This window comes from Mycobacterium sp. H4Y, assembly GCF_000364405.1.
Taxonomy (GTDB): domain Bacteria; phylum Actinomycetota; class Actinomycetes; order Mycobacteriales; family Mycobacteriaceae; genus Mycobacterium; species Mycobacterium intracellulare.
In genome coordinates, this window is sequence record NZ_AKIG01000001.1 from 2,929,654 (window position 1) to 2,950,563 (window position 20,910).

The following is a 20,910-nucleotide window of genomic DNA, read 5'->3' on the forward strand; positions in this document are numbered from 1 at the left end:
GCCGCACCATCCACTCCCCGCGGACGTATCGTCGCAGTGTGCGTGCCGAGCAGATCGCCGAGGATTTCCCCGTCGTCAGCATCGACGCGGACGCGCTGGAAGCCGCCCGGATGCTGGCCGAGCACCGGCTGCCCGGGCTGTTGGTCACCGACGGTTCGGGGCGTCCCTACGCGGTGCTGCCCGCCTCCCAGGTCGTCCGCTTCATCGTGCCCCGCTACGTGCAGGACGATCCGTCGCTGGCCGGCGTGCTCAACGAATCGACCGCCGACCGTTGCGCGGAAAAATTGAGCGGCAAGAAGGTGCGCGACGTGTTGCCCGACCACCTGGTCGACGTGCCCCCGGCCCACGCCGACGACACGATCATCGAGGTGGCCGCGCTCATGGCCCGGCTGCGCAGCCCGCTCGTCGCGGTGGTCAAAGACGGCGGGCTGGTCGGGGTGATCACGGCGTCGCGGGTGCTCGCCGCCGCGCTGAAAACCTGATGCCCCAGGCACATCGATGAGCTTCATCGCGATCCTGGTCTTCGTGGTCGCCTATGTCCTGATCGCCAGCGACCGCGTCAACAAGACATTCGTGGCCCTGGCCGGCGCCGCGATCGTGGTCACCCTGCCGATCATCCGATCCGACGACGTCTTCTACTCGCGCGGCACCGGAATCGATTGGGACGTCATCTTTTTGCTGCTGGGCATGATGATCATCGTCAGCGTGCTGCGGCAGACCGGCGTGTTCGAGTACGTGGCGATCTGGTCGGCCAAACGCGCCCGCGGCTCGCCGTTGCGCGTCATGGTCCTGCTGGCCCTGGTGACCGCGATCGCCTCGGCCCTGCTCGACAACGTCACCACCGTGTTGCTGGTCGCCCCGGTGACGCTGTTGGTGTGCGAACGTCTGGCGATCAACGCGGCGCCCTTTTTGATGGCCGAGGTGTTCGCATCGAATGTCGGCGGCGCGGCAACGTTGGTGGGCGATCCGCCCAACATCATCATCGCCAGCAGGGCCGGTCTGACGTTCAACGACTTTCTCGTTCATCTGGCGCCGATCGTGGTCATCGTCCTCGGCGTCCTGATGGTGTTGTTGCCGCGCCTTTTTCCCGGGGCGTTCAGCGTCGACCCCGATCGGGTTGCCGACGTGATGTCGCTGGAGGAAAAGGAGGCCATCCGCGACCCCCGGCTGCTCGTCACGTGCGGGATCGTCTTGCTGGCGGTGTTCACCGCGTTCATCGCGCACTCGCCGCTGCATATGGAACCCTCCATGGTGGCGCTGCTGGGCGCCGGGATCCTGGTCGTGGCGTCACGACTCAAGCCGTCCGATTACCTGTCCAGCGTGGAGTGGGACACGCTGCTGTTCTTCGCCGGCCTGTTCATCATGGTCGGCGCGCTGGTGAAGACGGGTGTGGTCAAACAGCTTGCCCGCGTGGCGATCTCCGCGACCGGCGGGAACACCTTGACCGCGACGATGATCATCCTGGTCGCCTCGGTCCTCATCAGCGGGGTCGTCGACAACGTTCCGTATGCCGCGACGATGGCGCCGGTGGTGGCCGACCTGGTCCCCGCCCTGGGCGATCACGCCAACCCCGGCGTCTTGTGGTGGTCGCTCGCGCTGGGCACGGACTTCGGCGGCAACCTGACCGCTATCGGCGCCAGCGCCAACATCGTCCTGCTCGGGATCGCCAGCCGCGCCGACAATCCCATCTCGTTTTGGGAATTCACCCGCAAGGGCGCGGTCGTCACCGCCGTCTCCATCGCGCTGGCCGCGCTGTATGTGTGGCTGCGGTATTTCGTGATGGCCTAGGCGCCGGACTAATCGCCACGTGTCAGCAGCGCGACGCATTCGACGTGGTGGGTCAACGGGAACGCGTCGAACACCTTGATCTTCTCGACGGCGTAGCCGTGGCCGAGATAGATACCGATATCGCGCGCGAAAGACGCTGCCTCACAACCGATGTGCACCACACGCGGGACACCGGCCGCGGCGAGCAGATCGATGATCTCGCGCCCGGCGCCCGCCCGCGGTGGGTCAAGCACCGCCACATCTGCTGTTGAGGCGCCTTCTCGCTGCGCCGCCAGCGCGCGGCGCACCGAGTCGGTGACGATCTGCACCTGGCTCAGATCGGCCAGCGCGCTCCGGGCGGCCCGCGTCGACCCGCGCGAGGTGTCCACGCTGAGCACCCGCCCCGAGGCCCCCACGGCCTCGCCGAGCGCGGCGGCGAAAACGCCTGCGCCACCGTAAAGATCCCAGGCGCTCATGCCGGTGCCGGCGGCCGCCCAGTCGGCGACCAGGGCGCTGTAGGTCGCTGCGGCGTCGCGGTGCGCCTGCCAAAAGGCGGTCACCGGCACCTGCCAGGTGCGCCCCGCCACCCGCTGCACCGCCTCGTAGCGGCCCTCCATCACCTTGGTCGCCGTGCGTCTGCCCTGCCGCAGGGTGCGCACCACGTGGCGCGCGCCGTCGTCGTCGACGGCCACGTGCAGCTGGGCGGCCGGCGGCCACTCGGTCTCGGCGATCCCGTCTAGCATGCCGTCGGGCAGCTGCGCGCAACGCAGGTCGGTCACCAAATCGTCGCTGTGGTAACGGTGAAAGCCCGGTCGATGGTCGGCGCCCACGTCGAGGCGGACGCGGGTGCGCCAGCCCGTGGGTCGCGACGACAGCGGTTCGGCCTCCCCGCTCCAGCGATGCCCACCGAGGCGCTCCAGCTGATTGGCCACCACCTCGGCCTTGAGCGCGCGCGCCACCTCGGGGGCGGCGAACGCCAGGTCGCAGCAGCCGGCGCCGCCGACCCCGGCGATCGGGCACAGCGACGCCGTGCGGCCGTCCGCCGGCTCGACGACCTCGACAACCTCCGCGTGCCAATAGGATCCGCGGTCCGCGGTCACCCGCACCCGAACCCGCTCACCGGGCAGCGCGTACCGGACGAACACCACCCGGCCTTCGTGGTGCGCCACGCAGCTGCCGCCGTTGGCCGGGGCGCCGGTGGTCAACGTCAGCTCCCCCACCGCGGGCGACACCCCGCGCGGTGGGCGGGTCGATTCGCGGGTCAATCGAAAATACCCCGACGAGCGTCTCCCGGCGCCACGTGCGGCTGCAACGTCTTGCGCCGTTCGGACGAACTCAGTTGCCACGGAACCGAAGTCACCATGACGCCGGGCATGAACAGCAGCCGCCCCTTGAGCCGCAGCGCGCTCTGATTGTGCAGCACCTGCTCCCACCAGTGCCCCACCACATACTCCGGGATGAACACCGTGACCACGGTGCGGGGCGACTCCTCCCGGGCCCGCTTGACGTATTCCAGTACGGGGCGGGTGATTTCGCGATACGGCGAGGCGATGACCTTGAGCGGAACGCTGATATCGCTCGCCTCCCACTTGCGCACCAGCTCACGGGTTTCCGCATCGTCGACGCTGACCGTCACCGCCTCGAGAACGTCGGGACGGGTGGCCCTCGCGTAGGCCAGCGCGCGCCGCGTCGGCAGGTGCAGCTTCGACACCAGCACCACGGCGTGATTGCGGCTGGGCAACACCGCGTCTTCCTCGTCCTCGGCCTGCTGCGCCAATTCGCGGTTCACGGTGTTGTAGTGCCGGTGGATCATCTTCATCATGCCGAACAGCAGGCTCATCGCGAACAGCGCGATCCACGCCCCGGCGACGAACTTGGTGACCAGCACCACCAGCAAAACCGCACCGGTGGAAAGCAATCCGACCGTGTTGACCACCCGCGAGCGCATCATCTTGCGCCGCACCCCGGGATCGGTCTCGGTGCGCAGCAACCGGGTCCAGTGCCGCACCATGCCGATCTGGCTCAGCGTGAACGAAATGAACACGCCCACGATGTAGAGCTGAATCAACGCGGTGACCTCGCCGCGGAACGCCACGATCGCCAGCACGGCCACCCCGGACAGGAACAGGATTCCGTTGGAGAACGCCAACCGGTCTCCGCGGGTGTGCAATTGGCGCGGAAGGTAGCTGTGCTGGGCCAGGATCGAACCGAGCACCGGGAATCCGTTGAACGCGGTGTTGGCCGCGAGCACCAGGATGAGGGCGGTCACCGTGGCGATGAGCAGGAACCCGACGTGAAAGCCGCCGAACACCGCCTGCGCCAGTTGGGTGACCAGGGTCTTTTGGTAGTACCCCTTCGGGATTCCGCTCAGCTGGGTCGCGGGATCCTCGACGAGCTGAACGCCGATCTTCTGCGCCAGCACGATGATGCCCATCAGTAGCGTCACCGCGATTGCGCCCAACATCAGCAGGGTCGTGGCCGCGTTGCGCGACTTGGGTTTCTGAAACGCCGGCACCCCGTTGCTGATCGCCTCGACACCCGTGAGCGCCGCACACCCCGAGGAGAACGACCGCGCCACCAAGAACGCCAACGCGAAACCGACGACCTGGCCGTGTTCGGCGTGCATCTGGAAACCGGCGGACTCCGCCCGCAAGGGATCACCCAGCACGAAGATCCGGAACAGGCCCCAGCCGATCATGACGAGGACCCCGATGATGAACGCATACGTCGGGATGGCGAACGCCACCCCGGATTCGCGCACCCCGCGCAGGTTCAGCGCCATCACCAGCAGAATGGAGGCCACACAGAAGAACACCTTGTGCTCGGCCACGATCGGGATGGCCGAGCCGATGTTCGCCATCGCCGACGCCGTCGAAACCGCCACGGTCAGAACGTAATCCACCATCAGGGCGCTCGCCACGACGAGGCCCGCCGTCTCGCCCAGGTTGGTGGTGACCACCTCGTAGTCGCCGCCACCGGAGGGGTAGGCGTGGACGTTCTGGCGGTAGCTGGCCACCACCACCAACATGACCGCCGCCACGGCGAGCCCGATCCACGGCGTCAGCGCGTACGCCGAGACCCCGGCCACCGAGAGCATGAGGAAGACCTCCTCGGGCGCATACGCCACCGAGGACAACGCGTCGGAGGCGAACACCGGCAAGGCGATCCGCTTGGGCAGCAGGGTGTGGCTGAGCCGGTCGCTGCGAAACGGCCGGCCGATAAGCAACCGACGAGTGGCGGTTGAAAGTTTGGACACGAGAGCCAAGAGTAAGCCCAGACGGGTTTGACGGTAGCGTTCGTGGACGAGAATGTTCGCCGACCGAAACGGCTTGCCCACGTGCGTTGCCGACGAAGGGCGCAGGACGCGGCCGAGAGGACCACAAGTGCGAGTAGTAGTGATGGGCTGCGGCCGTGTCGGCTCCTCGGTCGCCGACGGGCTGTCCCGCATCGGTCACGACGTGGCCGTCATCGACCGCGACAGCACGGCCTTCAACCGGCTCAGCCCCGAATACGCCGGCGAGCGGGTCCTGGGGCAAGGATTCGACCGAGATGTACTGCTGAGGGCCGGTATCGAAGAGGCGGACGCGTTCGCCGCGGTGTCCTCCGGTGACAACTCCAACATCATCTCCGCGCGCCTGGCACGGGAGACGTTCGGCGTCAAGCGGGTCGTGGCCCGCATCTACGACGCCAAGCGCGCCGAGGTCTACGAGCGCCTGGGCATCCCGACCATCGCGACCGTGCCCTGGACCACCGACCGCCTGCTCAATGCCCTGCTGCGGGAGACCGAGACGGCCAAGTGGCGCGACCCGACCGGCACGGTCGCCGTCTCCGAGGTCGTCCTGCACGAGGACTGGATCGGCCACCGGGTCACCGATCTCGAGCAGGCCACCGGCGCCCGGGTCGCCTTCCTGATCCGATTCGGGGCCGGCGTCCTGCCCGAGCCGAAGTCGGTGATCCAGGCCGGCGACCAGGTCTATGTCGCGGCGATATCCGGGCGCGCCGCCGAGGCGGTCGCCATCGCCGCGCTACCACCGAGCGAAGACCTGTGATGAATTCGGGCACGGCTGTGAGGGGACGGCGCATATGAAGGTAGCGGTTGCCGGTGCCGGTGCGGTCGGTCGCTCGGTCACGCGGGAACTCATCGGCAACGGCCACGACGTGACGTTGATCGAGCGCAACCCCGACCACGTCGACGTCGACGCCATCCCCGCCGCGCACTGGCGCCTGGGCGACGCGTGCGAGCTGACGCTGCTGGAATCGGTGCACATGCAGGAGTTCGACGTGGTGGTGGCCGCCACCGGCGATGACAAGGCCAACGTCGTGCTAAGCCTCTTGGCCAAAACCGAATTCGCGGTGCCCCGGGTGGTGGCCCGGGTCAACGACCCGCGCAACGAGTGGCTGTTCACCGACGCCTGGGGCGTCGACGTCGCGGTGTCGACACCGCGCATGCTGGCGTCGCTCATCGAGGAGGCCGTCGCCGTCGGCGATCTGGTGCGGCTGATGGAGTTCCGCAAGGGACAGGCCAACCTCGTCGAGATCACCCTGCCCGATGACACGCCGTGGGGCGGCAAGCCGGTGCGCAAACTGCAGCTGCCGCGCGACACCTCGCTGGTGACGATCCTGCGCGGCCCGCGGGTCATCGTGCCCGAGGAGGACGAGCCGCTCGAAGGCGGCGACGAGCTGCTGTTCGTCGCCGTCGCCGAGGCCGAAGAGGACCTGCAGAAGCTGTTGTTGGGCTAGTCGCCGACGGTACGGGGTGCCAGCTCGGCGCCCGCCGCGATGGCCCGCTGCGCCGACTTGATCGCCGCGTAGGTCGCCAGCGCGGCCAGCACGGTCAGTGGCCAGCCCATCCCGATCCGCGCCGCCGCCAGCCACCCGGTCCGATCGGCGTCGTAGAGCAGCCCCTGGACCACGAAGCGGGAGGTGAACACCAGCACCCAGCCCAGTGAGGCGATGTCGAACGCAAGGACGGCCCTTGGAACGCTGCGCCAGCCGTCCCCGCGGCCGGTGGCCCAGCTCCACGCGTAGCCCACCAGCGGCCGGCGGATCGCCACCGACGCCGCCACCACCACCGCCCACACCAGCGACATCCAGATGCCCAGCAGGAAATAGCCCTTGGACTCCCCCAGCACGTAGGCGATCAGCGCGCACAGCGCCACGCCGAAGAACCCGGACAACGCCGGCTGTGGGGAATCCCGCCGGATCAGCCGCCACAGCAAGACCAGCGCGGCCACCCCCAGCGCCGCCGCGATCGCCGGGACCAGTCCCGACACGCTCGAGACGATCACGAAGACGACCACCGGGAGCGACGAGTAGATGACGCCGCTGACGCCGCCCGCCTGCGCCAGCAGGCGCTCGGGGCTGATGCGACTAGTGGTTTGTTCCGATGAGCCCGGCTCCCGGGCGGGCGGGGTGGCCCCGCCCAATCCTTCCGGGACGGTCACCGTTGAATTTCGTAGTGCGGGTTGTAGATCGCCTTGGTTCCGTTCTCGAGCTTGCCGAGGCGGCCCCGCACGCGCAGGGTGCGGCCCGAGTCGATGCCCGGGATGCGGCGCTGGCCCAGCCACACGAGCGTGACGGTGTCGCTGCCGTCGAACAATTCCGCGCGAACCCCGCCGGCGCAGGCCCTGCCGTTGCATTCCACGCTGCGTAGCGTGCCGACCATCGTGACCTCCTGGCCACGCTCGCAATCGATAGCCCGTTGCGCGCCGGTGCTGGCGACTTCGTCGGACAGTTCCTCAGAGTCGCGTTGCTCCGGATCCTCCGTCAACCGACGGGTCAGCCGGCGCAGATACCCTTGGGCCCCCATGGCCACTCCTGACGATAAAAGCTTCGATGCTTCCTCTATGCCAACGGACACCGTAGACCTCTTGGTTCCCCAGCGCCAACCGACTCAAACGTGATGTTGGACTGCAGGTCAACGCCGTGCACTATCGAGGGGTGGTGGTCGATCTGAACGGTGTCACGACGGTGTTATTGCCCGGAACCGGCTCCGACGACGACTACGTTCAGCGGGCGTTTTCGGGCCCGCTGGCCCACGTCGGCGCGGTATTGGTGACCCCGCCGCCGCGCCCCGACCGGCTGATCGACGGCTACCTGGCGGCGCTGGATGCCGCATCGCGCGAAGGCCCGATCGCCGTCGGCGGCGTGTCGATCGGCGCGGCGGTCGCGGCGGCCTGGGCGCTGGCCCATCCGGACCGGGCGGTCGCGGTGCTGGCCGCGCTGCCGGCGTGGGCGGGGGCGCCCGGTGAGGCGCCGGCCGCCCTCGCGGCGCGGTACTCGGCCTCCCAGCTGCGAGCCGACGGCCTGGCGGCGACGACGACCCAGATGCGGGCGTCCAGCCCCCCGTGGCTGGCCGACGAGCTGACCCGCTCGTGGGGCGCCCAGTGGCCGCACCTTCCGGACGCCATGGAGGAGGCGGCCGCCTACGTCGCGCCGAGCTGCGACGAGCTGGCCGGGCTGGCCGCGCCGCTGGCGGTGGCGGCCGCGGTCGACGATCCGATCCATCCGCTGCAGGCCGGCCTCGACTGGGTCGCCGCGGCGCCGCGCGCGGCGCTGCGCACGGTGACGCTGGATCAGATCGGCGCGGATCCCGCCGGCCTGGGCGCGGCCTGCCTGGCGGCGCTGGCCGAGCTGGGCTAGCCGGGGTCTCAGCCGCCGGTGGTGGTGCGCAGCTGTTGCATCGCCGACCCGTCGGCGCTGCGGCGCGCGGCCGGCTGGTCGGCGGGGGCCTGCTGGTCCTCGGATTGCTGCGCATCCGCTTGTTGGGCGGCCTGTTGCGCCGCGGCGGCTTCGCGCAGCTGTTGGGCCATCGGCTCGGGCAGCTGCACGGCCAGCGGTGTGCGCACCGGCAGGGGCGTGTCGCCGCGCCGAACCACGGTGTCGGCCAACGCCGCTCGCGCCTCCTGCTCGAGCGCCTCCATCGTCTCGTGGGCGCCGTTGATGACGCAGCGGATCATCCAGCGGTAGCCGTCGACGCCGATGAAGCGCACCACGCCGGTGGCGGTGCCGACCACCTCGCGCCCCCACGGCCCGTCCTTGATGCTGACCTGGGCGGAGTCGTTGCGCAGCGACTCGGCGAGCTCGCCGGCCACCTCACGCCACAGCCCACCCGTCTTGGGCGCCGCGTAGGCGGCGATGGTGAAACGACCGTTGGGCGTGACGACCCAGACCGCGCTCGGGACACCGGTTTCGGTCAACTCGACCTGCAGCTGGCCGGCCTCGGGCATGGGGATCAGCACCGAGCCCAGGTCGAGCCGGGCCAGCTCGGCGACGGCGGGATCGTCGAAGTCCTCGATGTCGAACGGGCCCTCGAGTTCCTCGGCGGCGGGCTCGTCGGCGCCCGGCGTCACGGCCTCGTCCGCCCGGGCGTCCGCGGCCGAAGCGCTGTCGTCCTTGCGTGAGCGTTTACCGAATGCAGCCATCAGCGCCGCTCCTTTTCATCGCTTCGCCCTGCTCGCCGGCGCATCACAGACTCGCGTGTCCGCCGGAGGAACCGTGACCACCGTCGCCACGGGACGTTTCGGCCAGCCCGGCCTCGTCGAACGACGACACCTCGACCAGCTCCACCAACTCGACCCGCTGCACCAGCAGCTGGGCGATGCGGTCGCCGCGATGCACCACGATCGGCTCGGCCGGATCGAGGTTGATCAGCGCGACCTTGATCTCGCCGCGGTAGCCCGCGTCGATGGTACCGGGACTGTTGACGATCGAAAGCCCAACGCGCGCAGCCAATCCCGACCGAGGATGGACCAGCCCGACCATGCCGAACGGGATGGCGACCGCCACACCCGTGCGCACCAGGGCGCGCCGCCCGGGCTCGAGCTTGACGTCCTCGGCGCTGTAGAGATCGATCCCGGCGTCGCCTTCGTGGGCGCGGGCGGGCAGCGGAAGCTCGGGGTCAAGGCGGACGATGGCCAGACTGGTCGACACGGGGCCACAGACTACCCTTGACTGCGTGTCCGATACCCGCGTCGCGCCGCACAACGTGCGGTATCGCGAACGATTGTGGGTTCCGTGGTGGTGGTGGCCACCGGCCCTCGCGCTCGCCGGCATCCTCGCGTTCGAGTTCAACATGGGCGTCACCCGCCACTCCTCGTGGTGGCCGTACGCGGCACTGTTCGCGGTGGCGGCCGCGGCGCTGTTGTGGCTGGGGCGCGTCGAGATCCGGGTCACCGCCAACCCGTCCGTGCCGGGGGAAGTGGAACTGTGGGCGGGCCCCGCGCACCTGCCGGTCACCGCGATCGCCCGGTCCGCACAGGTAGCGCCCTCGGCCAAATCCGCGGCGTTGGGCCGCCAGCTCGACCCGGCGGCCTACGTGCTGCACAGGGCGTGGGTGGCGCCGATGATCCTGATCGTCCTCGACGACCCGGACGACCCGACGCCGTACTGGCTGGTGAGTTGCCGTCACCCGGAACGGGTGCTGTCGGCCCTGACAACGTAGCGGCAGCTATCAGGCCGCGCAGTCGGTACAGATCATCACGCCGTTCTTCTCGCTGGCCAGCCGACTGCGGTGTTGCACCAGAAAGCAACTCGAGCAGGTGAACTCGTCAGCCTGCTTCGGAACGACACGGACCGAAAGTTCTTCACCGGACAGGTCGGCGCCGGGCAGTTCGAAATTCTCAGCGGATTCAGATTCGTCGACATCGACGACGGCCGAGGCCGCCTCGTTCCGTCGCGCTTTGAGCTCCTCCAGCGAGTCCTCCGAAACGTCGTCCGTCTCGGTGCGCCGTGGAGCGTCATAATCGGTAGGCATATCTATTCCCCTGCCCTATTGCCTCTGCTTGCCTCTGCATGCCCTCGTAAATCTCAAGCATCGCTTTGTACCAGCGTCGAACGCATCCACCAAATGATTCGTGCCCGTATCGCGGCCCATTAAGGTGTGATTTACCTCACACACCCATTTTCACCCTTGCGCTCGCTTCTGAACAGTGGGTTTGGGGTGCGACTAGAGTGCAGCTGTGGTCACGCAAATCACCGAGGGTACAGCTTTTGACAAGCATGGTCGGCCCTTCCGTCGACGCAACCCCAAGCCCGCGATCGTCGTGGTGATTTTGCTCGCAGTGGCCACCGCGGTCGTCTGGACCGTGGCGCTGACCCGGCCCGCCAAGGTGCACGAGGCGGTGGTGTGCAATCCCCCGCCGCAGGCGACCGGTTCGGCGTCGGCCCAGCTCGGTGAGCAGGTGTCGCGCAGCGCCATGATGGACGTCGCACCCGCCAAGCTCGCCGACACCAAGGTCCGCGTCCTCAACGCCAGCGGCCGGGGCGGGCAGGCCGGCGACGTCGCCGGGGCGATGAAAGACCTCGGCTTCGCGCAGCCGACCGCCGCCAACGACCCGCTCTACGCCGGCACCAGGCTCGCCTGCCAAGGCCAAATCCGTTTCGGCACCGCCGGACAGGCCACGGCCGCGGCGGTGTGGCTGGTGGCGCCGTGCACCGAACTGTTCAACGACAGCCGCGCCGACGACTCCGTCGACCTCGCCTTGGGAACCGACTTCAGCGCGTTGGCCCACAACGACGACATCGACGCCGTGCTCGCCACCCTGCGGCCCGGCGCCACCGAGCCGTCAGATCCCACGCTGCTGGCCAAGATTCACGCCAGCAGCTGCTGAGGCGCTCAATCCAGGATCGGATCCAGGCCGTTGAACCGCTCCAGGACCGCCAGCAGCTCGTCGGCGATCCCGGGGGCGGCGGCCAGCACCAATCCCGCCCCGGTGGCGTCGTGCGCCGGCAGCACCACCCGGGCCCCCGCCTCGGCGGCGATCAGCGCGCCCGCGGCGCGGTCCCACACCTTCAGGCCGTGCTCGTAGTAGGCGTCCAGCCGGCCCGAGGCCACCATGCACAGATCCAGCGCCGCCGAGCCGATGCGGCGAACGTCGCGGACCACCGGCAGCATGCGCGCCAACAACGCCGCCTGCGCCGCGCGGCGCTGCCGCGAATAGCCGAAACCGGTGCCCAGCAACGCCATTGACACGTCCTCGACCGCCGCGCACTGCAACGGCTGGGTCCCTCGGCCGTCGCTGACGTGCGCGCCGAGGCCGCTGGCCGCCGAGTACACCCGGTCGGCGACGACGTCGGCGACCGCCCCGGCCACCGACTCGCCGTTAACCTGCGCCGCGACCGACACCGCGTACGCGGGAACGCCGTAAACGAAATTCACTGTGCCGTCGATGGGATCGAGCACCCAGGTCACCGACCCGGCCGGGGTGCCCGCCGGGTCGGTCGGCCCGCCGCCCTCCTCGCCGAGAATGGGGTCCCCAGGCCGCAATTCGGCCAGCCGGTCCCGCAACAGGCGCTCGGTCTCGGTGTCGACCACCGTCACCGGATCGGTCGGGGTGCTCTTGGTCCGCACCGCGCCGCTGTCCGGGCCTGTCGCGCCGGCCGGCTCGGCGCCGAACACCTCGGCGCGCCGGCGCCGCACGAACGCGGCGGCCTCCGTGGCCACGGTTTCGGCCACTGAACGCAGCCGCACGAGCTCGTCATCGGATTGGATCACCGGTCTATCGCATCACAGTCGGCGCGGGCGCGCAGACACCGCGGGCTGCCGGCGTCGCGGCGTTAAGGTGAGCGGACAGCCCCGTCACGCCGAGGAGATTCGATGACCAGCACCGACTCGACCACGGACACGCCCGGCGCCGCACCGGCCGACGGCACACATGAACGCCGCGGCTTCGGCATCGACGTCGGTGGCAGCGGCATCAAGGGCGGCATCGTCGACATGGACACGGGGTTGTTGATCGGCGAGCGGGTCAAACTGCTGACCCCGCAACCCGCGACGCCGTCGGCGGTCGCCAAGACCATCGCCGCGGTCGTCAACGAATTCGGGTGGACCGGGCCCCTCGGCGTGACCTACCCCGGGGTGGTCACGCACGGCGTGGTGCAGACCGCCGCCAACGTGGACAAGTCCTGGATCGGGGTCAACGCCCGCGACATCATCAGCGCCGAGCTGGACGGTCAGGACGTGACGGTCCTCAACGATGCCGACGCGGCCGGGCTGGCCGAGGAGCACTACGGGGCGGGCAGGAATCAGACGGGCCTGGTGATTCTCTTGACCTTCGGCACCGGCATCGGCTCGGCGGTCATCCACAACGGCACGCTGATCCCCAACACCGAATTCGGGCACCTGGAGGTCGGCGGCAAAGAAGCCGAGAAACAAGCCGCCTCCTCGGTGAAGGAAAAGAAGGGCTGGTCCTACGAAAAATGGACCAAACACGTCACCGAGGTGCTGGTCAGCATCGAGAACGCGATGTGGCCGGACCTGTTCATCGCCGGCGGGGGGATCAGCCGCAAGGCCGACAAGTGGCTGCCGCTGCTCGAAAACCGCACCCCGGTGGTGGCCGCGGCCCTGCTCAACACCGCCGGGATCGTCGGCGCGGCGATGGCCGCCACCTCGGACGTGACCCACTGAATTTCGCCCGGCACAGCTGTAGTACCGCGCACTGTCGTTACAATGGTGCTCGGCGAACGCCCAACCGATAGCGTGCGACTACGCACGCTGATACCAACGCCGACATCGACATAGCAGACACTTTCGGTTAACCATGCCCAATACCCACCGAAGGTGAGCCCAAACGAAGGGGTGTAAGTGGCAGCGACCAAGGCAAGCCCGGCAACCGATGGGCCGGTGAAACGCACCGCCACGAAGTCTGCGTCGTCCCCCGCCAAGCGTCCGGCGGCCAAGGCCGCCAACGGCTCCGCGCCCGCCAAACGGGCCGCCAAGACGACCGCGCGGTCCACCAAGTCCGACGCCGCCGAGCCCGCCAAGAAGACCCGGGCCAAGGGCGCCGAGGCCAAGGGCCGCGGCACCAAAACGGCCAAGGGCGGCCCCGCGGATCCCGACGCCCTCGATTCCGACGGCGCCGTCGAGGATCTCGACAACGAACCAGACCTCGAGGGTGAGCCCGGCGAGGACCTCGACATCGACAGCGACCTGTCCCTCGACGACCTCGAGGACGACGTGGCATCCGAAGACGCCGAGGTCGAATCGGGCGATTCCGAGGAGGGTGACGACGAGGAGGCGCCCGCCCCCGCGGCGGCCGCCGAGCCCGCCGCCGACGAGGACGACGAGATCGCCGAGCCCACCGAAAAGGACAAGGCCTCCGGCGATTTCGTCTGGGACGAGGACGAATCCGAGGCGCTGCGCCAGGCCCGCAAGGACGCCGAGCTCACCGCCTCCGCCGACTCGGTTCGCGCGTACCTCAAGCAGATCGGTAAGGTCGCGCTGCTCAACGCCGAGGAAGAGGTCGAGCTGGCCAAGCGGATCGAGGCCGGCCTGTACGCCACGCAGCTGATGACCGAGATGACCGAGCGCGGCGACAAACTGCCGGCCGCCCAGCGCCGCGACATGCAGTGGATCTGCCGCGACGGCGACCGCGCCAAAAACCATCTGCTGGAGGCCAACCTGCGGCTGGTGGTGTCGCTGGCCAAGCGCTACACGGGCCGCGGCATGGCGTTCCTCGACCTCATCCAGGAAGGCAACCTGGGTCTGATCCGCGCGGTCGAGAAATTCGACTACACCAAGGGCTACAAGTTCTCCACGTACGCCACCTGGTGGATCCGTCAGGCCATCACCCGGGCCATGGCCGACCAGGCCCGCACCATCCGCATCCCCGTGCACATGGTCGAGGTGATCAACAAGCTGGGCCGCATCCAGCGCGAGCTGCTGCAGGACCTGGGCCGCGAGCCCACGCCCGAAGAGCTGGCCAAGGAAATGGACATCACGCCCGAAAAGGTGCTGGAGATCCAGCAATACGCGCGCGAGCCGATCTCGCTGGACCAGACCATCGGCGACGAGGGCGACAGCCAGCTGGGCGATTTCATCGAGGACAGCGAGGCCGTGGTGGCCGTCGACGCGGTGTCGTTCACGCTGCTGCAGGACCAGTTGCAGTCGGTGCTCGAGACGCTCTCGGAGCGCGAGGCCGGCGTGGTGCGGCTGCGCTTCGGCCTCACCGACGGCCAGCCCCGCACCCTGGACGAGATCGGGCAGGTGTACGGGGTGACCCGCGAGCGCATCCGCCAGATCGAGTCCAAGACCATGTCGAAGCTGCGCCACCCCAGCCGCTCGCAGGTGCTCCGCGACTACCTCGACTAGCGCGGTCCGCCGTCCGCGAGAACGGTTGGCGCACAAGCTGTTCGCGGCTCGCCGAACCCGGTCCGAACCAAACAACCCCTGCCGCGGGGAAATTCGGCTGCGCCGGCGGCGCCGCCGTCGTACCGTGACCACATGTCAGCACACCGCACAGTGGTCTCGTCCGGTTCGGAATTCGAATCGGTGGTCGGTTACTCGCGCGCGGTGCGGGTCGGCCCGCACGTGGTGGTGGCCGGAACGACCGGCACCGGGCCCGCCGGTGACATCGCCGCCCAGACGCGAGATGCCCTGCGCCGCATCGACATTGCGCTGCGACAAGCCGGCGCGTCACTCACCGACGTGGTACGCACACGCCTCTACGTCACCGACATCTCGCGCTGGCGCGAGGTGGGCGCCGTGCACGAGGAGGTGTTCGGCGCGATCCGCCCCGTGGCCACCATGGTCGAGGTCTCGGCGCTCATCGCGCCCGAGTTGCTGGTGGAGATCGAGGCCGACGCCTACGTCGACTCGCCGGTGACCGGAGGGAAGGCGCCGTCGGCCCCCGGCGGGTAAGGGGTGACGCGGGTCACCGCGGCGACCGGCAGGGTGCCGTACAGGTGCGGGAACAACATCGACGCCGGATCGGTTGGCACTCCCGGCTCCCAGCGCACCGGTGCGTCGAGGCGAGCCGGGTCGATGCGCAACAGCACCAGGTCGCGCCGGCCCCGGTAGAGCCGGTTGGCGGGCAGGTGGACCTGCTCGGGCGTCGACAGGTGGATGAAGTCGGCGCCGCCGGTGGGGCGGATGGCGCCGTCACGGCGGGCCTGCGCCCACTGCTCGGCGCCGCACAGGTGCACCAGCACGTCGGCAACGAAGGTCACGACGGTCACCCTAGAGAACCGTCCACACCAAACCTGACCAGGCCGTGAGAAACGACACACCCGATAACGATCGGGGAACAAGGCGAAAACGCCATACGTCTGAGAAAGTGAATGTACGAGAACGGAGAAGCCATGAATGCAACTCTGACGAGTCCAGAACTGACACGGGCCGACCGCTGCGACCGCTGCGGTGCCGCGGCCCGTGTGCGCGCCAAGCTGCCTTCCGGCCTCGAGCTTCTCTTCTGCCAGCACCACGCCAACGAGCACGAGGCCAAGCTGACCGAGCTGGACGCCGTGCTGGAGGTCAGCGGAAGCTAGCCAACCGAACTCGCCCGTCCCCAATGTGGGCAGCGCGCGCGATCTTCGGTAATGCTGGACTGGTATGAGCGATCAGGTCGCAAAACCGTCGCGCCACCACATCTGGCGAATCACCCGCAGGGCTCTGTCCAAGAGCTGGGACGACTCAATCTTTTCCGAGTCGGCTCAGGCTGGTTTCTGGTCGGCGTTGTCCCTGCCGCCGTTGCTGCTAGGGATGCTGGGCACGATGGCCTACGTGGCGCCGCTGTTCGGGCCGGACATGCTGCCCAACATCCTGCGGCAGCTGCTTTCGACGGCGCACAGCGTGTTCTCCCCCAGCGTGGTGAACGAGATCATCGAGCCGACGGTCCGCGACATCGCCAGCAACGCCCGCGGAGAGGTGGTGTCGCTGGGATTCATCATCTCGCTGTGGGCGGGGTCGTCGGCGATCTCGGCGTTCGTCGATTCCGTCGTCGAGGCGCATGACCAGACGCCGCTGCGCCATCCGGTGCGGCAGCGCTTCTTCGCGCTGTTCCTCTACGTCGTGATGCTGGTCGTCGTGGTGGCGACCGCGCCGCTGGTGGTGGTGGGCCCGCGCAAGGTGGAAGAACACATCCCGCTCGGCCTGTCCAACGTGCTGCGCTACGGCTACTACCCGGCGCTGATCATCGGCCTGACGCTCGGGGTGATGATCCTGTACCGGGTCGCACTGCCCGAACCGCTGCCCTCCCACCGGCTGATCCTCGGCGCGATGCTGGCGACCACGGTGTTCGTCACCGCCACGCTGGGCCTGCGGTTCTACCTGCGCTGGATCACCAGCACCGGCTACACCTACGGCGCGCTCTCCACCCCGATCGCATTCCTGCTGTTCGCGTTCTTCGGCGGGTTCGCGATCATGCTCGGGGCCGAGCTCAACGCCGCGGTCCAGGAGGAGTTTCCCGCGCCCACCACGCACGCCCACCGGGTGCGCACCTGGTTGTTCTCCCGCTCGCCCGCCCTGAAGAAGACGGTGGAGACGCTGGCCAGCCCGATCGCGAATCCCGCCACGCAACAACGCGATACCGCGCCGGCGAAGCCGCCCGGGTGATCAGCCCTTCTTGAGCCGGTCGTAGATCTGCTTGCACTCCGGGCAGACGGGCGAGCCCGGCTTGGCCGCCTTGGTGACGGGGAACACCTCGCCGCACAACGCGACGACGTGGTTGCCCAGCACCGCGCTCTCGGCGATCTTGTCCTTCTTGACGTAGTGAAAATACTTGGGTGTGTCGCTGCCGGTCCCGTCGTCGACGCGTTCGTCGGTCTCGGTGCGCTCGATCGTCTGGGTCTGCATACCTGACATTCTTGCACTGCCCGGTGCGCTGCCGGGCCGCCCCAAAACCGGCCACGCCGGAATCGTCGCGGTGTGGGACAGTGGAGAAATGAAGCACGGCTCCGACGCGGGGTTCGACGGCAGCTTCGATGACTTCGCCGGCCACAAGGGCCGCCCGGTGCTCATCACCGCCGCCGAGCCCTCCTACGAGGAGCAGCATCGCGCGCGGGTCCGTAAATACCTGACCCTGATGGCATTCCGGATTCCGGCGCTCATCCTCGCCGCGCTCGCCTACGGCGCGTGGCACAACGGCTTGATCTCGCTGGCGATCGTGGCGGTGTCCATCCCCCTGCCCTGGATGGCCGTGCTGATCGCCAACGACCGCCCGCCGCGCCGCCCCGACGAGCCCCGCCGGTTCGACAACGCGCGCCGGCGCACCCCCCTGTTCCCCCGCGCCGAACGCCCGGCGCTCGAGGCTCCGCGACACCCCCAGCCGGGGTGGCCTCCCGACCCGCGGGGCGGAATCGACGACGGCTAGCGCTCGTTCCTTCTTCGGTGCCGTCGCGGCGCACTTCTCAGGACATTCTCAGGTCTTCGGCACATTTGTGCACGTCAAGACGTGTGAGATGGGGAACCGCTGGGAACTCTGAACCCTAATCGGTCGTTGAACTCGATGACAGTACAAGCCGAACGGGAGGTCGCTATGGCGAACGCCAGCACGAGCAGATTTGACGGCGATCTGGATGCTCAAAGCCCCGCGGCGGATCTAGTGCGCGTATATCTGAACGGAATCGGCAAGACGGCGTTGCTCAATGCGGCGGGGGAAGTTGAACTCGCGAAGCGGATCGAAGCCGGGCTCTACGCCGAGCACCTGCTCGAAACGCGTAAGCGCCTCGGGGAGAACCGTAAACGCGATCTAGAGGCCGTGGTGCGCGATGGTAAGGCCGCGCGCCGTCACCTGCTGGAGGCGAACCTGCGCCTGGTGGTGTCGCTGGCCAAGCGGTACACGGGTCGTGGCATGCCGCTGCTGGACCTGATCCAGGAGGGCAACCTCGGGTTGATCCGCGCGATGGAAAAGTTCGACTACACAAAGGGATTCAAGTTCTCGACCTACGCCACGTGGTGGATTCGTCAGGCCATCACCCGCGGCATGGCCGACCAGAGCCGCACCATCCGGCTGCCCGTCCACCTGGTGGAGCAGGTCAACAAGCTGGCGCGGATCAAGCGTGAGATGCACCAGAACCTCGGCCGCGAGGCCACCGACGAGGAACTGGCCGCCGAATCCGGCATCCCGGTCGACAAGATCAACGACCTGCTCGAGCACAGCCGCGACCCGGTGAGCCTGGACATGCCGGTCGGCTCCGAGGAGGAAGCCCCGCTGGGCGACTTCATCGAGGACGCCGAGGCGATGTCGGCCGAGAACGCGGTGATCGCCGAGTTGCTGCACACTGACATCCGCAGCGTGCTGGCCACGCTCGACGAGCGCGAGCACCAGGTGATCCGGTTGCGGTTCGGCCTCGACGACGGCCAGCCCCGCACGCTGGACCAGATCGGCAAGCTGTTCGGGCTGTCCCGCGAGCGGGTTCGCCAAATCGAGCGGGACGTAATGTCCAAACTCCGCAACGGGGAGCGCGCCGACAGGCTACGGTCGTACGCGAGCTGACAACTCACTCAAGCTAGGTAGCAGACAGTATGCCCGCCGCGTCAGCGGCGGGCATACTGCTTGCCTGGGAGGCGTTACACCCATTCATGCAGCTGGCCAAGTAGACTCAGCGTCGATGGAAGGTGCTGAATGAACGACCTGGTTGACACCACCGAGATGTACCTGCGGACCATCTACGACCTCGAAGAAGAGGGCGTAACGCCGCTACGTGCCCGAATCGCCGAACGCCTCGATCAGAGCGGGCCGACTGTCAGCCAAACCGTGTCCAGGATGGAGCGCGACGGGCTGCTCCACGTGGCCGGTGACCGCCACCTCGAGCTCACCGACAAGGGCCGGGCGCTGGCCGTGGCCGTCATGCGCAAGCACCGCCTCGCCGAGCGACTGCTGGTCGACGTCATCGGTGTGCCCTGGGAGGAAGTGCACGCCGAGGCGTGCCGCTGGGAGCACGTGATGAGCGAGGAGGTCGAGCGGCGGTTGGTCAAAGTGCTCAACCACCCGACCACCTCGCCGTTCGGCAACCCGATCCCCGGGCTTCTGGACCTGGGCGTGGGCCCCGAGTCCGGCGCCGAGGAGGCCATCCTCGTCCGGCTGACCGAGTTGCCGCCCGGCTCCCCGGTGGCGGTGGTGGTCCGGCAGCTGACCGAACACGTCCAGGGCGACACCGACCTGATCACCCGCCTCAAGGACGCCGGCGTGGTCCCCAACGCGCGCGTGACCGTCGAGACCGGCCCCGCCGGCGTGACCATCGTCATCCCCGGCCACGAAAACGTCACCCTGCCCCACGAGATGGCCCACGCGGTCAAGGTCGAAAAGGTCTGACCCACCGCCCCTCGCCCCGGCTAGCCCGCCCTACGGCCGAACGGCCGACGCGGCGGTAGCCGCACCCCGAACTGCTTGGCCAGCCGGTACCCGGTGAGCGCGAGATCCCGGATGTCCTCTGGCCGCAGGCCCGACTGCAACGCGGTGTCCAGCATGCCCGCCATCCGGTGCTCGGGCTCACAGCGCAGCGCCTCCTGCAGCGACACCCCGGCCAGCGGGCCGTCGCCGCGCGCGTACGCGCTGAACGCAAGCAGGACCAGCGCCTCGACCCGCCACGGCCGCGGCAGGGTGCGCGCGAGCACCGCCCACAGCGACTCGACGTCATCGGCGCCCTCGCCGACGGCCAGCGCGTACAGGATGTCGCGGACCTGCGGGTCGCTCAGCGCGCAGCCCAGCGCCGCCAGTTCGGCGTCGGAGAGCGATTCGCCCGAGGCGACGCGGGCGGCGGCCGCCATCGCGCCCTCCACGTCGCCGCGGATGCAGCGGACAGGATGCGCGCGATGCGCGGCGCGGCGCCGGACGGCCTGCCGGCCGACCGCGCCGGCCAATGCGGCGCTGCGCGCCGGGTCGTCGGGCGCGATGACCGCCTGCAGGTCGGCGCGGCGCGGGTAGAGCCGCCTGCCCTCCAGCACCGCCGCGGCGGCCAGCGGCGAGGCCGAGGGGTCCTCGACGAGGCCGCTCGACCCGCAGCCCTCGACACAATGCCAGCGCCCGCCGAGGGCGACCCGGTCGACCACGTGGGTGGCCCAGAGCTCAATGTCGTGCTGCGACAAGGACTCTGCGAGCGCCTCACACAACTGCCGGTACTCGTCGTTGCAGCTGGGACAGTGCGCGCCGTCGGCGTCGACGATCACCGCGATGACGGCCTCGGGCCGGGCCGCCGCGGCGACCTCGGCCAGATGACCGACCCGTGCGAGCAACTCCTCGGAGAGGTCGACGCGCATCACCGACCCGAGGTGCCGATCCTCCAAAGACACTAATACCAATGAATTTTCGGGAATGAAGCCGAGAACGGCGGGCAGCGCGGCGATGAGCGCGCCGGGGCGGGAAAGCTCGAAGTCGGGTTGTGGATGCGTGGTCATGAGCACCAACGCTGACGGCCGCCACCGTC

General features: G+C 68.9%; 26 protein-coding genes. 15 read left to right on the plus strand and 11 right to left on the minus strand.

The features are described 5' to 3' along the window. Positions 1 to 38: 38 nt before the first annotated feature. On the plus strand, positions 39 to 482 hold the full coding sequence (locus tag W7U_RS12790) for a CBS domain-containing protein (protein ID WP_008258518.1): 444 nt from the start codon (positions 39 to 41) through the stop codon (positions 480 to 482). Positions 483 to 498: 16 nt separating this feature from the next. Continuing rightward, a complete protein-coding gene (locus tag W7U_RS12795; RefSeq protein WP_008258519.1) occupies positions 499 to 1,788 on the plus strand; it encodes an ArsB/NhaD family transporter in 1,290 nt (429 codons plus the stop codon). A gap of 8 nt (positions 1,789 to 1,796) precedes the next feature. Here W7U_RS12795 and W7U_RS12800 read toward each other — a convergent pair whose 3' ends face one another. Both W7U_RS12800 and W7U_RS12805 read right to left on the minus strand, forming a co-directional pair. Further along, complete coding sequence (locus tag W7U_RS12800; RefSeq protein WP_008258521.1) at positions 1,797 to 2,999, minus strand: class I SAM-dependent RNA methyltransferase; 1,203 nt, start codon at positions 2,997 to 2,999, stop codon at positions 1,797 to 1,799. Positions 3,000 to 3,028: 29 nt separating this feature from the next. Beyond that, positions 3,029 to 5,023 (minus strand): APC family permease, encoded by a 1,995-nt coding sequence (locus W7U_RS12805; RefSeq protein ID WP_008258522.1) that lies wholly within the window; start codon positions 5,021 to 5,023, stop codon positions 3,029 to 3,031. A gap of 127 nt (positions 5,024 to 5,150) precedes the next feature. On the opposite strand from W7U_RS12805, the gene W7U_RS12810 reads away from it, so the two are divergent. Further along, the gene (locus W7U_RS12810; RefSeq protein WP_008258523.1) at positions 5,151 to 5,816 is read left to right on the plus strand and encodes a TrkA family potassium uptake protein; all 666 of its coding nucleotides are present in this window, start codon (positions 5,151 to 5,153) and stop codon (positions 5,814 to 5,816) included. A 34-nt stretch (positions 5,817 to 5,850) separates the two neighbouring features. After that, on the plus strand, positions 5,851 to 6,507 hold the full coding sequence (locus W7U_RS12815) for a TrkA family potassium uptake protein (protein WP_008258524.1): 657 nt from the start codon (positions 5,851 to 5,853) through the stop codon (positions 6,505 to 6,507). Here the strand turns inward: W7U_RS12815 and W7U_RS12820 are convergent. Together W7U_RS12820 and W7U_RS12825 are read right to left on the minus strand one after the other, a co-directional pair. Further along, positions 6,504 to 7,193 (minus strand): DUF3159 domain-containing protein, encoded by a 690-nt coding sequence (locus W7U_RS12820; protein ID WP_051070690.1) that lies wholly within the window; start codon positions 7,191 to 7,193, stop codon positions 6,504 to 6,506. The two genes, W7U_RS12815 and W7U_RS12820, sit on opposite strands and share 4 nt — an antisense overlap. A gap of 14 nt (positions 7,194 to 7,207) precedes the next feature. After that, entirely contained in the window at positions 7,208 to 7,576 is a 369-nt protein-coding gene (locus tag W7U_RS12825; RefSeq protein WP_003875251.1) for an OB-fold nucleic acid binding domain-containing protein, read from the minus strand. A 131-nt stretch (positions 7,577 to 7,707) separates the two neighbouring features. Between W7U_RS12825 and W7U_RS12830 the strand changes: the two genes are divergently transcribed. After that, a complete protein-coding gene (locus W7U_RS12830; RefSeq protein WP_008258527.1) occupies positions 7,708 to 8,409 on the plus strand; it encodes a hypothetical protein in 702 nt (233 codons plus the stop codon). Positions 8,410 to 8,417: 8 nt separating this feature from the next. Here the strand turns inward: W7U_RS12830 and W7U_RS12835 are convergent, their stop codons facing one another. Both W7U_RS12835 and dut read right to left on the minus strand, forming a co-directional pair. Next, the gene (locus tag W7U_RS12835; protein WP_008258541.1) at positions 8,418 to 9,191 is read right to left on the minus strand and encodes a DUF3710 domain-containing protein; all 774 of its coding nucleotides are present in this window, start codon (positions 9,189 to 9,191) and stop codon (positions 8,418 to 8,420) included. A gap of 43 nt (positions 9,192 to 9,234) precedes the next feature. Beyond that, a complete protein-coding gene (gene dut / locus W7U_RS12840) occupies positions 9,235 to 9,699 on the minus strand; it encodes a dUTP diphosphatase (protein ID WP_008258542.1) in 465 nt (154 codons plus the stop codon). 25 nt (positions 9,700 to 9,724) lie between these two features. Here dut and W7U_RS12845 point away from each other — a divergent pair, with 25 nt between their 5' ends. Further along, a complete protein-coding gene (locus W7U_RS12845; RefSeq protein WP_008258543.1) occupies positions 9,725 to 10,210 on the plus strand; it encodes a DUF3093 domain-containing protein in 486 nt (161 codons plus the stop codon). A gap of 9 nt (positions 10,211 to 10,219) precedes the next feature. Here the strand turns inward: W7U_RS12845 and W7U_RS12850 are convergent, their stop codons facing one another. Further along, entirely contained in the window at positions 10,220 to 10,522 is a 303-nt protein-coding gene (locus W7U_RS12850; RefSeq protein WP_008258544.1) for a DUF4193 domain-containing protein, read from the minus strand. A 205-nt stretch (positions 10,523 to 10,727) separates the two neighbouring features. On the opposite strand from W7U_RS12850, the gene cei reads away from it, so the two are divergent. Next, positions 10,728 to 11,378 (plus strand): envelope integrity protein Cei, encoded by a 651-nt coding sequence (gene cei / locus W7U_RS12855; protein ID WP_008258545.1) that lies wholly within the window; start codon positions 10,728 to 10,730, stop codon positions 11,376 to 11,378. 5 nt (positions 11,379 to 11,383) lie between these two features. Here the strand turns inward: cei and W7U_RS12860 are convergent, their stop codons facing one another. Continuing rightward, positions 11,384 to 12,262 carry an inositol monophosphatase family protein gene (locus tag W7U_RS12860; protein ID WP_008258546.1) on the minus strand — a complete coding sequence of 293 codons (879 nt, stop codon included), beginning with the start codon at positions 12,260 to 12,262 and terminating at the stop codon, positions 11,384 to 11,386. A 102-nt stretch (positions 12,263 to 12,364) separates the two neighbouring features. Here W7U_RS12860 and ppgK point away from each other — a divergent pair, with 102 nt between their 5' ends. The 3 genes from ppgK to W7U_RS12875 all read left to right on the plus strand — a co-directional run bounded on the left by ppgK (position 12,365) and on the right by W7U_RS12875 (position 15,406). Continuing rightward, on the plus strand, positions 12,365 to 13,174 hold the full coding sequence (ppgK, locus tag W7U_RS12865; RefSeq protein ID WP_008258547.1) for a polyphosphate--glucose phosphotransferase: 810 nt from the start codon (positions 12,365 to 12,367) through the stop codon (positions 13,172 to 13,174). A 177-nt stretch (positions 13,175 to 13,351) separates the two neighbouring features. Continuing rightward, entirely contained in the window at positions 13,352 to 14,857 is a 1,506-nt protein-coding gene (locus W7U_RS12870) for an RNA polymerase sigma factor (RefSeq protein WP_008258548.1), read from the plus strand. Positions 14,858 to 14,989: 132 nt separating this feature from the next. Further along, complete coding sequence (locus tag W7U_RS12875) at positions 14,990 to 15,406, plus strand: RidA family protein (RefSeq protein WP_008258549.1); 417 nt, start codon at positions 14,990 to 14,992, stop codon at positions 15,404 to 15,406. On the opposite strand, the gene W7U_RS12880 is transcribed toward W7U_RS12875, so the two are convergent. Continuing rightward, positions 15,352 to 15,723 (minus strand): DUF952 domain-containing protein, encoded by a 372-nt coding sequence (locus W7U_RS12880; RefSeq protein ID WP_008258550.1) that lies wholly within the window; start codon positions 15,721 to 15,723, stop codon positions 15,352 to 15,354. The genes W7U_RS12875 and W7U_RS12880 overlap by 55 nt on opposite strands. Positions 15,724 to 15,846: 123 nt before the next feature. On the opposite strand from W7U_RS12880, the gene W7U_RS12885 reads away from it, so the two are divergent. Together W7U_RS12885 and W7U_RS12890 are read left to right on the plus strand one after the other, a co-directional pair. Next, positions 15,847 to 16,032 (plus strand): hypothetical protein, encoded by a 186-nt coding sequence (locus tag W7U_RS12885; RefSeq protein ID WP_008258551.1) that lies wholly within the window; start codon positions 15,847 to 15,849, stop codon positions 16,030 to 16,032. 64 nt (positions 16,033 to 16,096) lie between these two features. Further along, entirely contained in the window at positions 16,097 to 17,098 is a 1,002-nt protein-coding gene (locus tag W7U_RS12890; RefSeq protein ID WP_008258552.1) for a YihY/virulence factor BrkB family protein, read from the plus strand. Here W7U_RS12890 and W7U_RS12895 read toward each other — a convergent pair whose 3' ends face one another. Beyond that, complete coding sequence (locus W7U_RS12895) at positions 17,099 to 17,338, minus strand: DUF3039 domain-containing protein (RefSeq protein ID WP_008258553.1); 240 nt, start codon at positions 17,336 to 17,338, stop codon at positions 17,099 to 17,101. A gap of 70 nt (positions 17,339 to 17,408) precedes the next feature. Between W7U_RS12895 and W7U_RS12900 the strand changes: the two genes are divergently transcribed. The 3 genes from W7U_RS12900 to W7U_RS12910 all read left to right on the plus strand — a co-directional run bounded on the left by W7U_RS12900 (position 17,409) and on the right by W7U_RS12910 (position 19,799). After that, positions 17,409 to 17,855, plus strand: a complete 447-nt coding sequence (locus tag W7U_RS12900) for a DUF3099 domain-containing protein (RefSeq protein WP_008258554.1) — start codon at positions 17,409 to 17,411, stop codon at positions 17,853 to 17,855. A 135-nt stretch (positions 17,856 to 17,990) separates the two neighbouring features. Continuing rightward, positions 17,991 to 18,980, plus strand: a complete 990-nt coding sequence (gene sigB / locus W7U_RS12905) for a sigma-70 family RNA polymerase sigma factor SigB (protein WP_050782802.1) — start codon at positions 17,991 to 17,993, stop codon at positions 18,978 to 18,980. 129 nt (positions 18,981 to 19,109) lie between these two features. Then, positions 19,110 to 19,799, plus strand: a complete 690-nt coding sequence (locus W7U_RS12910; protein WP_008258556.1) for a metal-dependent transcriptional regulator — start codon at positions 19,110 to 19,112, stop codon at positions 19,797 to 19,799. A gap of 20 nt (positions 19,800 to 19,819) precedes the next feature. Here the strand turns inward: W7U_RS12910 and W7U_RS12915 are convergent, their stop codons facing one another. Then, the gene (locus tag W7U_RS12915) at positions 19,820 to 20,881 is read right to left on the minus strand and encodes a DUF4192 domain-containing protein (RefSeq protein WP_008258557.1); all 1,062 of its coding nucleotides are present in this window, start codon (positions 20,879 to 20,881) and stop codon (positions 19,820 to 19,822) included. Positions 20,882 to 20,910: the final 29 nt, after the last annotated feature.